12 protein-coding genes are annotated in these 13,760 nt (G+C 62.9%); 11 read left to right on the top strand and 1 reads right to left on the bottom strand.

Features of this window, described 5'->3' with window-relative positions; genetic code table 11:
- Positions 1-1,173 carry a glycosyltransferase family 4 protein gene (locus E3T38_RS14055; protein ID WP_166805527.1) on the top strand — a complete coding sequence of 391 codons (1,173 nt, stop codon included), beginning with the start codon at positions 1-3 and terminating at the stop codon, positions 1,171-1,173.
- A gap of 1 nt (position 1,174) precedes the next feature.
- Here E3T38_RS14055 and E3T38_RS14050 read toward each other — a convergent pair whose 3' ends face one another.
- Positions 1,175-2,266: a glycoside hydrolase family 16 protein gene (locus tag E3T38_RS14050; RefSeq protein WP_134548762.1), complete on the bottom strand. Its 1,092-nt coding sequence runs from the start codon at positions 2,264-2,266 to the stop codon at positions 1,175-1,177.
- 380 nt (positions 2,267-2,646) lie between these two features.
- Here E3T38_RS14050 and E3T38_RS14045 point away from each other — a divergent pair, with 380 nt between their 5' ends.
- The 10 genes from E3T38_RS14045 (at position 2,647) to E3T38_RS14005 (ending at position 13,628) form a co-directional block, all read left to right on the top strand.
- Positions 2,647-4,935 carry a hypothetical protein gene (locus tag E3T38_RS14045; protein WP_134548761.1) on the top strand — a complete coding sequence of 763 codons (2,289 nt, stop codon included), beginning with the start codon at positions 2,647-2,649 and terminating at the stop codon, positions 4,933-4,935.
- 425 nt (positions 4,936-5,360) lie between these two features.
- On the top strand, positions 5,361-6,212 hold the full coding sequence (locus E3T38_RS14040) for a glycosyltransferase family 2 protein (protein WP_198417357.1): 852 nt from the start codon (positions 5,361-5,363) through the stop codon (positions 6,210-6,212).
- Positions 6,209-7,255 (top strand): glycosyltransferase family 2 protein, encoded by a 1,047-nt coding sequence (locus tag E3T38_RS14035; RefSeq protein ID WP_134548760.1) that lies wholly within the window; start codon positions 6,209-6,211, stop codon positions 7,253-7,255. Before E3T38_RS14040 ends, E3T38_RS14035 begins: the two co-directional genes overlap by 4 nt.
- On the top strand, positions 7,252-8,586 hold the full coding sequence (locus E3T38_RS14030; protein WP_134548759.1) for a glycosyltransferase family 2 protein: 1,335 nt from the start codon (positions 7,252-7,254) through the stop codon (positions 8,584-8,586). The genes E3T38_RS14035 and E3T38_RS14030 overlap by 4 nt, the downstream gene beginning before the upstream one ends.
- 6 nt (positions 8,587-8,592) lie before the next feature.
- A complete protein-coding gene (gene recO / locus E3T38_RS14025; RefSeq protein WP_134548758.1) occupies positions 8,593-9,333 on the top strand; it encodes a DNA repair protein RecO in 741 nt (246 codons plus the stop codon).
- Positions 9,330-10,163, top strand: coding sequence for an isoprenyl transferase (locus tag E3T38_RS14020; protein WP_241984492.1), 834 nt, complete (start codon positions 9,330-9,332; stop codon positions 10,161-10,163). The genes recO and E3T38_RS14020 overlap by 4 nt, the downstream gene beginning before the upstream one ends.
- 51 nt (positions 10,164-10,214) lie before the next feature.
- Positions 10,215-10,937 (top strand): DsbA family protein, encoded by a 723-nt coding sequence (locus tag E3T38_RS14015; protein WP_370449042.1) that lies wholly within the window; start codon positions 10,215-10,217, stop codon positions 10,935-10,937.
- Entirely contained in the window at positions 10,934-11,074 is a 141-nt protein-coding gene (locus E3T38_RS16785) for a hypothetical protein (RefSeq protein WP_166805526.1), read from the top strand. The genes E3T38_RS14015 and E3T38_RS16785 overlap by 4 nt, the downstream gene beginning before the upstream one ends.
- 132 nt (positions 11,075-11,206) lie before the next feature.
- Positions 11,207-12,385, top strand: coding sequence for a tRNA dihydrouridine synthase DusB (dusB, locus tag E3T38_RS14010; protein WP_134548756.1), 1,179 nt, complete (start codon positions 11,207-11,209; stop codon positions 12,383-12,385).
- A complete protein-coding gene (locus tag E3T38_RS14005; protein WP_134548755.1) occupies positions 12,378-13,628 on the top strand; it encodes a deoxyguanosinetriphosphate triphosphohydrolase in 1,251 nt (416 codons plus the stop codon). The genes dusB and E3T38_RS14005 overlap by 8 nt, the downstream gene beginning before the upstream one ends.
- Positions 13,629-13,760 lie beyond the last annotated feature (132 nt).

Below are 13,760 nucleotides of genomic sequence, written 5' to 3'. Positions count from 1 at the left end.
ATGGACGGAAATCTGAATATCCTGACGGCGACCACCGCGCTGGCAGCTGTCGGAGGCGTCGAAATGTGCGTTTATCAGGATTCGACGGCGTTACTACAACGTGGGCACCGCGTGCAGGTTATGTATGAACTCGATGGAAAACAACATGCCGCACTCGAAGACGCGGGCGCACGCATCGACGGCCCGTTCCGGTTCGGCTTCGATCCCAGACATGCCCTGCGTGACCTGGGTCGATTCTGGCCTGCCGCCAAACTGGTTCGGAGATCGCGCGCCAACGTGTTGTGGCTCAACCGTCCCGAACATATTATTTGGGCTCAGGTCGTGGCTAGATTCGCGGGAATTCCGATTGTCTGTCATCTGCACCACGCTCCGAATTTCCGTTGGACCCGTCTCTTGAACGTTGGGGTTGCCCATTTCATCGCCGTCTCCCGATTTGAACGCGAGCGATGGATCGACCGGGGCATTCAGCAGGAACGAATTACCGTGTTACACAATGCGATTCTGGCGACGGACTATCCCGTGGGCGGTCGCGAGGAACAGCACGACGCCCGTCAAGTGCTGGGTATCGACCGAGATGTGCGTGTGGTGCTGTTCTGTGGGCGAATCACCGCGGGCAAGGGGATTCTGACGTTGATCGAAGCCTGGCAACGCCTCAACTATGCGCCAGGACGGGCGCTCCTCGTGCTGGCCGGTCCGTTGGATGCAACGGAGGCTCCAGCTGTGGAGCATGCCCTCGCCGGGCTGACTCCTGGCAGCTATCGCCTGTTCCCCGTGCAATCACAGGTTCTGCCGTTCCTGCATGCCGCCGATATCATCGTGGTTCCTTCGCTGGATGCCGAGCCCTTTGGCCGCATCGTTATCGAGGGGATGGCAACCGGTCGACCGGTCATCGCATCTCGCAGCGGCGGCATCGCAGAGATCTTGTTCGGAACGATGGAACGCTTCCTGGCCACGCCAGGCGCGGTTATGGAGTTCGTGGCGCAGATTGATGCGCTCCTCGATTGGCGCCGCACCGAGCCGCTGCTCGGTGCGGCCTGCCATGCATGGGTCGAAGAGAACTTTCCCTATGCCGAACACGTGAACAGCCTCGAGCAACTGCTTCAGCGATACAGGCGGGTCAGGAAACCCGGACGTCTCACTGGCCGTCGTCGTACGTCGAAATTGGCGGGTTGACCTATGGAACGTAGTTGTAGATCGTGGCCCAGTCGATCAGTAGGTGGCCACTCGTCGATGCCGCCGGCGTCACGCCGGTCGTGGCGACCTGCATCACCCAGTGCAACGGCTTGGTGGGAATGTTTGTTGTCGTCGAACCGACTACGGTGCCATCGATGATGAAGCTGAGCCGCTGCGGTGTCCAATCGATGGTGTACGTGTGCCAGTCGGAGTATTTTGCCGAAGTGTTGACGACCAGGCAGTTATTAGACGGGCTGCCGAGACAGTGATTGTAACCCTTCACGACGTCCGTGAGTCCGCTCTCCGGAAAGTCGATCTCACCATCGTTCCAGTTGTCGCTGTCAGGCCAGAGCAGAAAGCCCGTGCCATAACCAGCGGCCGGGTCGGCCTTCATCCGCACACTGAAGCGCCCATAAACTTGGCCGCCCCACTGACCGTTCACGAGGGGGACCGGGGCCGCGCCGAGGGGACGACCGTTTTCCGTGTGCAGGAGCAAATCCAAGTTACCGTCCTGAGCCGAAATGATTCGCTGGTCGTAGTCGCCCATTTTCGAGGTATCGGTGAATCCGGTGTAACTGAGCCATTTCGAACCATACGATCCAGGGAACGAACCTCGTGCCAGCGGTGCCGTGAAATCCTCGGTGAAGGTCTGCTTCCAGCCGGTGAGATCCCCGACCGGCATGGCGACGCCGCTCGGGTTTGTGATCGTGGGCACCGGAGCTGGAGTCGTGCTCGCCGCTGCCACGGTGAAGTATCTGACCGGGCCGATGTCGGTCCAGCTGCCGCCAACGTTCACGCAGGGCCAGTAGCTGTAGGTACCCGCAGCGAATGTGGCAGTTTTGGCCCAGGAAGTGCCCGTGCTAGTAAGGAGCACATTGGACTTCAGCGGAAAGTCGACGTTTACCTTCGACGCACTGCGGGCACAGATTCCAACTCGTGTGGCGGTGACGGATTGGCTACTTGCTATTCGCGCGGTCGCACGCACGGAGGTTCCGGTTACGGATGCCGTCACGCTCGTGGCCGTGTAGCTCGTGGCCGCGAAGGCCGGAGGCGCCGCGGTCAGGCTCAGTGCGACCAGAATGCCCGCGGTCAATGCGGCGGTCAGCGTGCGGGCATGCCGAATAGTGCCCTGATGTCTGGATATGGTGGTGCTCCTCGCGTGGTCATGACTACTAGAGACCTAGCCGATGGCCAACTATCGGCCCGCCGTCGGAACCTCGGATGGTTCCCTGTCTCCAACGCGCTTTGCTCGAATTTTCTCCGCAAAAGAGACGCGTTTTCTTTCGTGAGGATGAATCTAACACGGTCTCGAGCATTGTGGGTAAGAAATTTTTACGGATTCTCGGTACTCCTTTCCCGTTCCCTTTCCCGTTCTCATCGTTCCCTTTCCCGTTCCCGTTCTCACCGTTTCCCTGCCGACCGTCGAGCTTCACCTGCCGGTCGATACGCCGGACGTTACCAAGGAGTCTGTCCATGAAATCACCCCAACTCACCGCGCCGCCGGTTGACGGTGTCGCTGGCGAAATTTCGTCGCCTCGCACTCTGCGTCACGCGGGTTCGCTGCGTGCGCCGACCGGCCTCGGCCTACGGGCCGGTGGTCAGGTACTCCTGACCGCCCGTGCGCGGCTCTGGATCGCCGCCACGGTACTGATGACCCTACTGATCGCTGCAGTCGCGACCGTTTTTGACCTTGGTCCACTACGTACCGTGACGGTGAGCCTGTTCCTGCTGGTTGAACTGGGCATTGCACCGCTTCTCCTAATTGGTCGGATGTCCGTTCTCTGGTTCGCATTGTTGTCGGTTGTGACGAGTCTGGCCACGACTACCAGTATTGGTTTCATGATGTCGGTGACCCACCTGTGGTACCCAGTTGAAGCCCTCGGGATCGTGATTACCGTGACAATTCTGTTGCTCGCGCTGTCGTTCCGGCGGGATCTTGTCCTGGCGCGTGGTGAGGGTCGGGAAACTGATCGAGCCGCACGCACTCCCATTGGACAGGCGTTCCTGGTCTCGTTCCTGACTCCGGCTCGGTTGATCGCAGCCGGGACAACCGTAGGGCTGATCCTGGTCATCGTCGCAGCGGCCAGCGCTCCCGGGAACCCATCGCCCGGAGGCCTGTTCAGAGCACTCGGCCCTGCCTGGTACCTGGGACTGGGCGTCATCGTTCTCTGCGTGGTCGGCGCCTATCGACTGCGAACGAGTCCGGTCGTTCCCATCGTCACGTTGTCCGCGGTCGTTGTGCTGTCCCAGGCTATTGCGTATGGCACACCTGCCGTAATGTCGGCAGCCAGGCACATCGGCATCGTCTCCTACATTCGTGCCAATCAGGGCGCACAACCGGAGTTGGATATCTATCAGGCGTGGTCGGGACTGTTCGCCGGTATCGCTTGGCTGTGTGACGCCGCTGGCATCGCAGATCCGATCGGCGTGGCGACCTGGTGGCCCGTATTGCTCAGCCCAGCGCTCACGCTCGGCGTTGCAGCACTCGCGAGTCGCTGGCTGTCTGGTCCGTTTCGTATCTGGTTTGCAGCCGTGGTGTTCACGCTCACCAGCACCCTCAACATCATCTATTTCTCACCGCAATCGGTCGGCCTGCTGTTTTCGCTCACGATATTCGCTCTCGCAGTCGTACCGCGCCGAATTGGAAAACGCGGGTCATTCGGGCAGATGCGACCACTCGGATATGGACGGCTGGGCCTCATCTTCCTTCTCTCCTGCGCTATGGCGGTGTCGCACCAGATTTCGCCCTATCTCACGGTGGCGGGGCTCGTGGTGCTTGCCCTCTTTGGCTACGTACGACCCTGGTGGACTTCACTGCTGGTGCTTGCCCCGGCGCTGGGCTGGGCCGCCCTCAACTGGGGAGTGCTGGGCCGATTCATCTTCCTGGGCGCCATCGGTCGGTTTTGGGAGAACCTTCAACCGCCGGAGCATACTTTCACGCAACTTCCGATACCCCTCGTAACGAAACTCACTTTCTACGGCCCCGCCCTGTTCCTCGTTATTGTCGGGGTGCTCGCAATAATCTGCGTCGTGCGGGTGCGTACTCGGTATGCCTTCGCGCTCCTGGCCGCAGCGGCCAGTTCGGTCAGCTTGTTTGCCGTCACAAACTATGGTCAGGAGGGTGTCTTTCGGGTCTCGTTGTTCGCCGCACCCTGGCTTGCCATACTCGTGGCTGGCCTGGCATGGCGGGGTCGAGGGGTAGCCAATCGACACCGTGGGAACCGCTGGTGGCCATTGTGGCCCGCTCGAACGTGGACTACGGCAGGACTGTCGGTGACGCTCGTTGCGCTGCTGGGCATGAACGTTTATGGACAGACAGCCCTGGACTGGAATCGAGTGATGGCCCGCGATACCGTCGAAGCGCTCGACGTCTACGAAGCGACGGCCCCTGACGGCGCAATGATGATGCTGACCGGAACGGGCAATGCCACCCCACAGGGCGGCAGCGCACGCTATTTGAGCCTCGGCTATCTATCCCGCGAAGCACTCGGCGGATATCCGTCGGGATCCGCCGACTATGACGCGGACGCCGACGTCGTGCTGCTCACGAAAAGTCTCGTGACGAACTGGCCGGCAACGCGGCATTACGCTTTGGTATCAGAGTCGATCGGCGCGTACGACGAACGCTATGGGTTTCAGAGTTATGCGCACTATCAGGATTTGTCGGCGGCAATGGCAGCATCCAGACTCTGGGTACCAATCTTTACCGGAGAGACAACAACGCTCTACCAACTGCGCACATCGGAGGCGCCGATCAGCTAGCCCGTCGGCGAGCTCGCTTTGTCGTGGCCGCCGTGAACCGGGCGCATTCGCCTGGTTCGCAGCGGCTACAGTCCGTGCCGCGCCGGTAGTGTTCGTGGGCGTTTCGTTCGTGACCGCAGGTGCACAGCGCGTCCATGGGGTTACCACTGGCGCTGTTCCTGCTCTCGGCTGCTTCAGTCATATGAGGCTCTCTTTCCGGGTTCTTAAACGAGCCACCTTACGAACCAAAACCTGCGCAGGCGTGATCATCGCACAGTTGGGGATATAAATGAAGCCCCAGTTGGGTGGCTTGTCACGTATTACTACAGCGCTATCCTGAGACTGCTCGGTGAGTAATGCTCACCGAGTAGTTCGGGGCGCATCGTTGCCGATGCCGCTGGGCTTTTTCCTGAATACCGCAACCCGAAAGCTGACAGGACACACTTGTGAAGGATAACTCCGCAGTACCCACGCACCATAACCCGCGTATTTCCATCGTCATTCCCGCGCGAAACGAAGCGCGAAATCTTGAAGTGATCTTGCCCATGCTTCCTCTTGTTCACCAGGTGATTCTGGTCGACGGCGCATCCGTCGACGGCACGGCCGATGTCGCTCGTCGGGTGCTTCCCAAAATCGAGGTCATTCATCAGACGCGGCGGGGCAAGGGCAACGCCCTCGCCTGCGGTTTTGCCGCAGCGACCGGGGACATTATCGTCATGTTCGATGCGGATGGTTCGGCGGACAGCGCCGAGATTCCGGCATTTATTGCGGCGCTGACCGCTGGCGCCGATGTGGCCAAAGGGAGTCGGTTTCGTCCAGGAGGAGGAAGCCACGACATTACCCGATTCCGTGGCCTGGGCAATCACTGTCTCAATCTCCTGACGAACATTCTGCTGCGTACTCGCTATACCGACCTGTGTTACGGCTACAACGCTTTTTGGCGGGACATTCTTCCCCACCTCGACCTTCCCGACGTCGCCCTCAAGCCGCGCTCAGACGGGCGCATGTTTTGGGGTGATGGGTTCGAAATCGAGACCATTCTCACCTGCCGAATGGCAGCTGCCGGCCTGATTGTGACCGAGGTTGCCAGCTTCGAAAAACTGCGCATTCACGGTGTGAGCAACCTCAATGCTGTCAGTGATGGATTGCGCGTGCTCAAGACGATTCTGGACGAACATCGACGAGCGCGCCGCGCCGGCCCGGCCAGGTCGATTGAACGTACCCGCGTCCGCGCGAGCCGCTCCGTGCCTGCCGTTCACTTAGCCCTGGTGTCGAACCCCGCTGAGGAAGCTGCGTGAGCGCCACGCCACGTGACGTGAGCATCATCATTTGTGCGTACACCCAACTACGTTGGGATGACATTGTCGCCTCGGTGACGTCAGCGACCGATCAACCAGAAGCGGCCGAAGTCATTCTGGTGATCGATCACGAAGAGACACTCCTCAAACGTGCCCAGTTGCGCTGGCCAGAACTCCGTGTGATCCCCAATACCGAGCGTCAGGGATTGTCGGGAGCGCGTAATACCGGGGTGGCCGCGGCGCGGGGCCGGATCGTGGCGTTCCTCGACGACGATGCCGCTGCCGCCGACGACTGGTTGAGTTGGTTGGTGCAGCCGTTCACTGATCCCGACGTTGCCGCAGTCGGTGGCCGAGCCGATCCCGTCTGGCCACACGCAGACGCGCCGCGAATCCTCCCACCGGAACTGTTCTGGATCGTCGGCTGCAGTTATCTGGGCCTGCCCACCACGCGATCGGATGTCCGCAACGTGATCGGCTGTTCAATGGCTTTTCGCCGCGCAATCCTGATCAACCTCGGCGGTTTCAACGTCGACACCGGCCGGGTCGGCCGGGTTCCGCTTGGCTGTGAGGAAACTGAACTGTGTATCAAGGTTCATCAAGCGGATGCGACGGCTCGGGTCGTTTATGAACCGCGCGCCGTGGTGCGTCACCGGGTGAGTACGGACCGCACCGGCTGGTCGTATTTGATTCGGCGGAGCTTCTTCGAAGGCATTTCCAAGGCCGTACTGAGCAGGCACCTCGGTTCGGGTGATGCCCTCGCCTCGGAGACGTCGTACACGCTGCGGGTTCTTCCACGTGGAATCGTTCGGGAACTCGGCAGTATCGGCCGGGGTGGCGCTGCCCGCGCAGCGGCCATCGTCCTCTCGTTTGGAGCGGCCGGTGCCGGGTATCTCCGTGGCACCCTGGGCCATCACAGCGGGACGGTGCTCGCGCCGACACCGGCGCATCCAGCCCCGAGCGCCCGGGTCGTTGAGACACCTTCGTTCATCACCCCCAACAGCGCTGAAGCGGCACTTATTCGGTCGCGCGAGACTGCGCGATGAACCGGCAGGTACTCCAGCCGGCCATGGCAAGCGAGCAGGGGCCGGACTGGCCGGGGGCCGTCTGGGTCGGAGAGATCGACGCGGCGACGATCGACGCGGCGACGATTGCGGCGGCCGACGCGGCGGCATCCGTTCTGCTGGCTTGTTCTGCGGGATACTCCCGGGCGCGTTTGCTCGTGCGTGACGGTGCCCGAATTCGTGGATTTATCGACGTGCCGATAGAACAGGGGAAGGTGGGCTTTGACGTCATGCGCGACCGTATCGCCGATCTCGCGCCGGCGCCCGACGTCTGGATTCCCCGCGCGCTTCCGACCTTCACTGTGGTGGTGTGCACGCGGGATCGCCCCGCGATGCTGCGCGAGGCGCTCCGCTCCATCGTGAAATTGGACTATCCGCATTTCTCCGTCATCGTGGTCGACAACGCCTCGGCCACCAGGGCAACCCAGGATCTGGTCGCCCAAGAATTTCAGTCGGGTCTCGTCACGGTTGTGGTCGAGCCGGTGCCGGGCCTGTCGCGAGCGCGCAATGCCGGACTCCGACACGCCACCGGAGATTTTGTGGCCTATACCGACGACGATGTAGTGGTGGATCGGAACTGGCTGCGCGGACTGGCGGCCGGCTTCGCACGCGGCGATGACGTCGATTGTGTCTGTGGGCTGGTTCCAAGTGGTGAGCTGCGCACCGAGGTGCAGTTGTACTTCGACGGCAAGGTCACGTGGTCGCGCAACCTGTGCCCGCGAAAGTTCAGCCTCGCGAGCCCACCGATCGATCTCCCGACCTTTCCGTTTTCGGTCGGAGAGTTCGGCACCGGGGCGAATTTTGCGCTGCGCCGTGTCCGCGGCCTGGCCCTCGGCGGATTCGACACGGCTTTTGGCGTGGGAACCCGCACCGGCGGCGGCGAAGACCTCGACCTATTCACCCGGGTGTTGTTTTCCGGGCGCAGCCTGGTGGTGGAACCGGCGGCGATTGTCTGGCACCGCCACCGCGACGACCTTGCCGCGCTGCGCATCCAGGCGCGCGGCTACGGAATCGGCCTCGGCGCGTGGTTGACGAAGATAGCACTGAACTCACGAACGGCCGTTCTGGCGGTGGCCCGATGCCGATCGGCCTTTTCCGTTCTGCACGCGAAAGCTCCCCAACGGACACCCGACTCCGGTGTGCAGACCCTCGCGGGGGTCGGCTGGTACGAGATCGCCTGCATCGCGCAGGGTCCGTGGCAGTACTTTCGGCAACGCTGGGCCGGTGAAGGCGTGCTGCCGGTCGAGCTGCGATGCTCGGCGCACGACACCGAGCTCGCGATGCGCCGGGAAGGAGTCACAACAGTGGGATGATTGGATGTGCCTGTCTACCGAGATGAAGCCGTCGTGCTGCGCACCCACAAGCTGGGTGAAGCCGACCGCATCGTCACCATGCTCACTCGGCAACACGGCAAGGTGCGCGCAGTCGCCAAGGGAGTGCGGCGCACCGGCTCCAAATTCGGGGCCAGGCTCGAGCCGTTCATGGTCGCCGACGTGCAGCTCTATGAGGGCCGCAGCCTCGATATCATCACCCAGGCGGAGTCACTCGGCTCGTATGGCGCCCTGATCACCGCCGATTACGGAAGCTACACCGCCGCGAGCGTCATGGTCGAGACCGCCGACAAACTCACCGAATCCGAGGGATCGCTCCAGCAATACCTGCTGCTCGTCGGCGCGCTGCGATCGCTGTCCCGGCAGGAACACGGTTCCCACCTCACCCTCAACTCCTACCTGCTGCGTGCCGTGTCGATGGCTGGCTGGGCACCGAGCTTTCAGGACTGCGCCCGGTGCGGCGCACTCGGTGAGCTCAGTGTGGCTGGTCAACACAGCGCCATGGTCGTGCAGATGGGCGGCATCGTCTGCGACGAGTGCGCCGCACCCGGATCGCCCCGGCTCGATGCGGAGACCATCGACCTGCTGAGTGCATTGCTGACCGGCGATTGGGAGCACGCCGCCGAGTCGCCCGAACGCGCCCAGAGCCAGGCGGCCGGCGTCGTCGCCGCCTACACCCAGTGGCACCTGGGCCGCGGGCTGCGCTCGCTGGAACACGTCGCTCGATGATGGCGAGCCTGTTCGGTCTCAAAGGTTCAGCGCACGCCCCGTTCACCCACCGAGGCGCTGTCGCGTTCAAACCGCTCGACTGGACCGGCCTGTACCCGCCCGAGCTGCCCCGCAAGGTCGTGCCGGAGCATGTCGCCGTCGTCATGGACGGCAACGGTCGCTGGGCCAACGGGCAGGGCCTCACCCGCATTGAGGGGCACAAGGCCGGCGAGGCCGCCCTGCTTGACGTCGTCGCCGGGGCCATCCAGATCGGCGTCAAACATCTCAGCGTGTATGCCTTCTCCACCGAGAACTGGAAGCGTTCGCCCGAGGAAGTACGTTTTCTCATGGGCTTCAACCGCGACGTGCTGCACCGCCGCCGCGATCAACTCAACGAGTGGGGCGTGCGTATCAGGTGGGCCGGGCGCAAACCGAAGCTGTGGGCATCCGTTATCAACGAACTGCAGTTCGCCGAGCGGCTCACCGCCGGCAACGATGTGCTCACCCTCACCATGTGCGTGAACTACGGCGGTCGCACCGAACTAGCGGATGCCGTGCGCGCTCTGGCCGAGGACGTTGCCGCCGGCAGGCTGAAGCCGTCCGGTATCACCGAGAAGGCCATCGCCCGGCAGTTGTATGTGCCGGAACTGCCCGACGTCGACCTGTTCGTGCGCAGCTCGGGGGAGCAGCGCACGAGCAACTTTTTGCTCTGGCAGAGCGCCTACGCGGAGATGGTCTTTCTCAATACGCTGTGGCCGGATTTCACTCGGGTCGACCTCTGGCACGCTATTGAGCTCTACGCTTCGCGCAACCGGCGCTACGGCGGCGCAGTCGACACTCCTACGGCCTGAACACCGCCGGCAATGGTCCGCACGGGGAATACGCAGACACCAGCCCCCGTTGTGCTGAAAGTGACTGACACGAATACGAGCGCTGCGACCGCATCCACAACAAGCCCACTAACCGGCGTCGACCCCATCAAGGTCGACATCTGGTCGGATGTGCAGTGCCCCTGGTGCTACATCGGTAAACGCAAGTTCGAGGCGGGCGCAGCCCAATTCGACGGTATCGTCGAGGTGGAATATCACAGCTTCGAGCTTTCGCCCGACACCCCGGTTGACTACGCCGGCACACCGTCTGAGTATCTGAGCGAGGCAAAAGGCATGTCTGCCGGCCAGGTCGCCGAGATGCTCGAGCGTGTCACCGGCATTGCCGAGAGCGTGGGCCTGCACTACGACTACGACTCGGTGCACCAGACCAATACGGTCATCTCCCACGAGTTGTTGCATTACGCCAAGGCACACGGTCGCCAAATCGACATGAAAGAGCGTCTGCTGAAGGCATACTTCGTCGATGGGCGTCATATTGGCCGAATCGAGGATCTAGCCGATCTGGCCGCGGAAATCGGCCTTGATCGCGCGGACGTCGTGCGGGCCCTGACCGCGCACGACTTCCTGGCCGACGTGAAAGCGGATGTCGCGCTGGCTACTGAATACGGCATCCAGGGAGTTCCGTTCTTCGTCATCGATGGCAAGTACGGCATCTCCGGCGCGCAGGATCCTGCTACTTTTACCCAGGCTCTCAACCAGATACTCACCGAAAGATCAGAGGAGAAAATCGCATGAGCGACACCAACACCGCCATCGTCCCGCCGCTAGACACCGAACCAGCCGGTCGACCCACCATCCAACTCCTCGGACAAACCGAAGCGAACACCGACGAGGCTGCCGGTTCGTGCTGCGGTGGCGGCTGCTGCAGCTGATCTAGACCCAGCGCGCACAGGCGCAGCTGTTGCACGGTCCATTCCCTGCGGCAGCTGCGCTTTTGTGTGCCGTGTGGCCTGCCGCCGCGGCCGATTCGCGGATCCTCTGCTTTCTGGGAGAATTGAACCAACATGACTTTACGCACCCCAGCAATCGGTGGGCCGGCGCCGTCAGCGGTCGAACCGCTGAGAATAGGCTCGCTCACGCTCGACGTGCCCGTGGTGCTCGCGCCGATGGCCGGTATCACCAACACGGCGTTCCGCCGGCTGTGCCGCGAATACGGTGCCGGACTGTTTGTCAGCGAGATGATCACCTCTCGCGCACTCGTGGAGCGCAACGCCGAGACGATGCGGCTGATCACCCACCACGAGAGCGAAACGACCCGTTCCATCCAGCTCTACGGCGTCGACCCGAAAACCGTGTCCGAGGCCGTGACCATGCTCGTCGCGGAGGACCGCGCCGATCACATCGACCTCAATTTCGGCTGCCCGGTACCCAAGGTCACCCGCAAGGGCGGGGGAGCGGCCCTGCCCTGGAAGATCGGTCTGTTTCGCCAGATCGTCGAAGCTGCCGTCACCGCGGCCGGCCCGATTCCCCTGACCGTGAAGATGCGTAAGGGCATCGACGCCGACCATCTGACCTATATTGAGGCCGGCAAGGCCGCTGCCGGGGCCGGCGTGTCATCCATCGCCCTGCACGGGCGCACGGCAGCCGAGTTCTACTCCGGCCACGCCGACTGGTCGGCCATCGAGAAGCTCAAGAATGCCATCAGCGACGTGCCGGTACTCGGCAACGGTGACATTTGGTCAGCCGACGACGCCTTGCGCATGGTTCGTGAGACCGGATGCGACGGCGTCGTTGTCGGGCGCGGATGCCTGGGCCGTCCGTGGCTGTTCGGCGACCTCGCTGCGGCGTTCCGCGGCCAGCAACTCAAAGCTGAACCCGGTCTCGGCCAGGTCATCAATGCCTTCCGCCGCCACGCGGAACTGCTCACCGAATACTTCGATAGCGAAGATCGCGCTTGCCGCGACATCCGCAAGCATGTTGCCTGGTATTTCAAGGGCTACCCGGTGGGCGGCGACCTGCGCGCGAGCCTTGCCATGGTGCAATCCCTGGCGCAGCTCGACGACCTGCTCGGTACCCTCGACGCCTCGTTGCCCTACCCGGGCGCCGATGTCGAGGGGCCGCGTGGTCGCGCGGGAACACCGAAGAAACCGTCGCTGCCCGAGCATTGGCTCGAATCGCAGGATCTTGTCGGTGCGCAACGACTGAATCTGACCGAGGGCGAAGGGGATACCAGCGGTGGCTAACAAAACCGGATACAGCGAGACCGACGAGGCGCGTTGGCTTCCCGAGGAGCATTATTCGCGGCGCAGCGACTTCGCCCGCGACCGGGCACGCCTGCTGCACTCGAGCGCGCTGCGCCGCCTCGCGGCCAAGACGCAGGTGCTCAGTCCAACGGCGGGGCTTGACTTCGCCCGAAATCGGCTCACCCACTCACTCGAGGTCGCTCAGGTCGGGCGAGAGATTGCGTCGCGCCTCAACGTCGACCCCGACATCGTCGATACAGCCTGTCTCGCACACGACATCGGGCATCCGCCCTTTGGGCATAACGGCGAGAAGGCGCTCAGCCTGTGGTCCGAAGACATCGGCGGTTTCGAGGGCAACGCCCAGACCCTGCGTCTATTGACCCGGCTGGAACCCAAGGTGTTCGGGCCCGATGGTCACAGCTACGGCCTCAACCTCACCCGAGCCAGTCTCGACGCGAGCTGCAAATATCCCTGGCCCGAGAGCTCCTCGGTCTATGACCCGAGCGGGCGCGCCAAGTTCGGGTTCTACCAGGACGACATCGCCGCGTTCGAGTGGCTGCGCGCCGGAGCGCCCGACCGCCGGCTCTGCATCGAAGCACAGGTGATGGATCTCTCCGACGACATCGCGTACAGCGTGCACGACTTTGAAGACGCAATCGTCAACGGCTACGTCGACGTGGCCGCCCTGAGCAGCCGCACCGACCATGACGAACTCCTCGCCACCATGTCAGAGTGGATCGGCGACGCCACCAGCGCCGATGACCTCGCCACCGCATTCAACCGTCTCGACTCTCTCGATGGCTGGATGGAGTCCTGGACTGCCGGACGCCGCGACCAGGGTCGCCTCAAGAACCTGACGAGCCAGCTCATCGGTCGTTTCAGCGGTGCGGCTGTGCACGCCACCAAGGAGGCGCACCCCGGTGCGAATATGCTGCGCTTCGGGGCTAACGTGGTCGTGCCGCGCGAGATCCAGGCTGAAATCGCGGTGCTCAAAGGCATTGTGGCGGCATTTGTGATGACCCGCAACACCCGCAAGCCCATCTACGTGCAGCAGCGGCAGGTGCTCACCATGCTGGCTGAAACCCTGCACCAGTCCGGCGACGAGCACCTTGACCCGGGCTTTCGCGAAGACTGGCATGCTGCCGCCGATGCTGCCGCCCGAAAGCGCGTCGTCGTCGACCAGGTCGCCAGCCTCACCGACCAGTCAGCACTGGCCTGGTACGAGCGCCTGGTTCAGGGCTAAAACTCCCCCTCCCGACACCCCCCTCCCGACACCCCCTCCCGACACCCCCCTGTGGACGGGGCCCGGGCCCGGACCGTGGGCCCAGTCTATAAACTGGGCCCACGGTCCGAACATGGGCCCGGGAACGGGCGA

It is taken from the genome of Cryobacterium sp. Hb1, from assembly GCF_004403585.1.
GTDB lineage: Bacteria > Actinomycetota > Actinomycetes > Actinomycetales > Microbacteriaceae > Cryobacterium > Cryobacterium lyxosi.
Note: the sequence above shows the minus strand (reverse complement) of the source record. Positions and strands in the feature narration are given on the sequence as shown.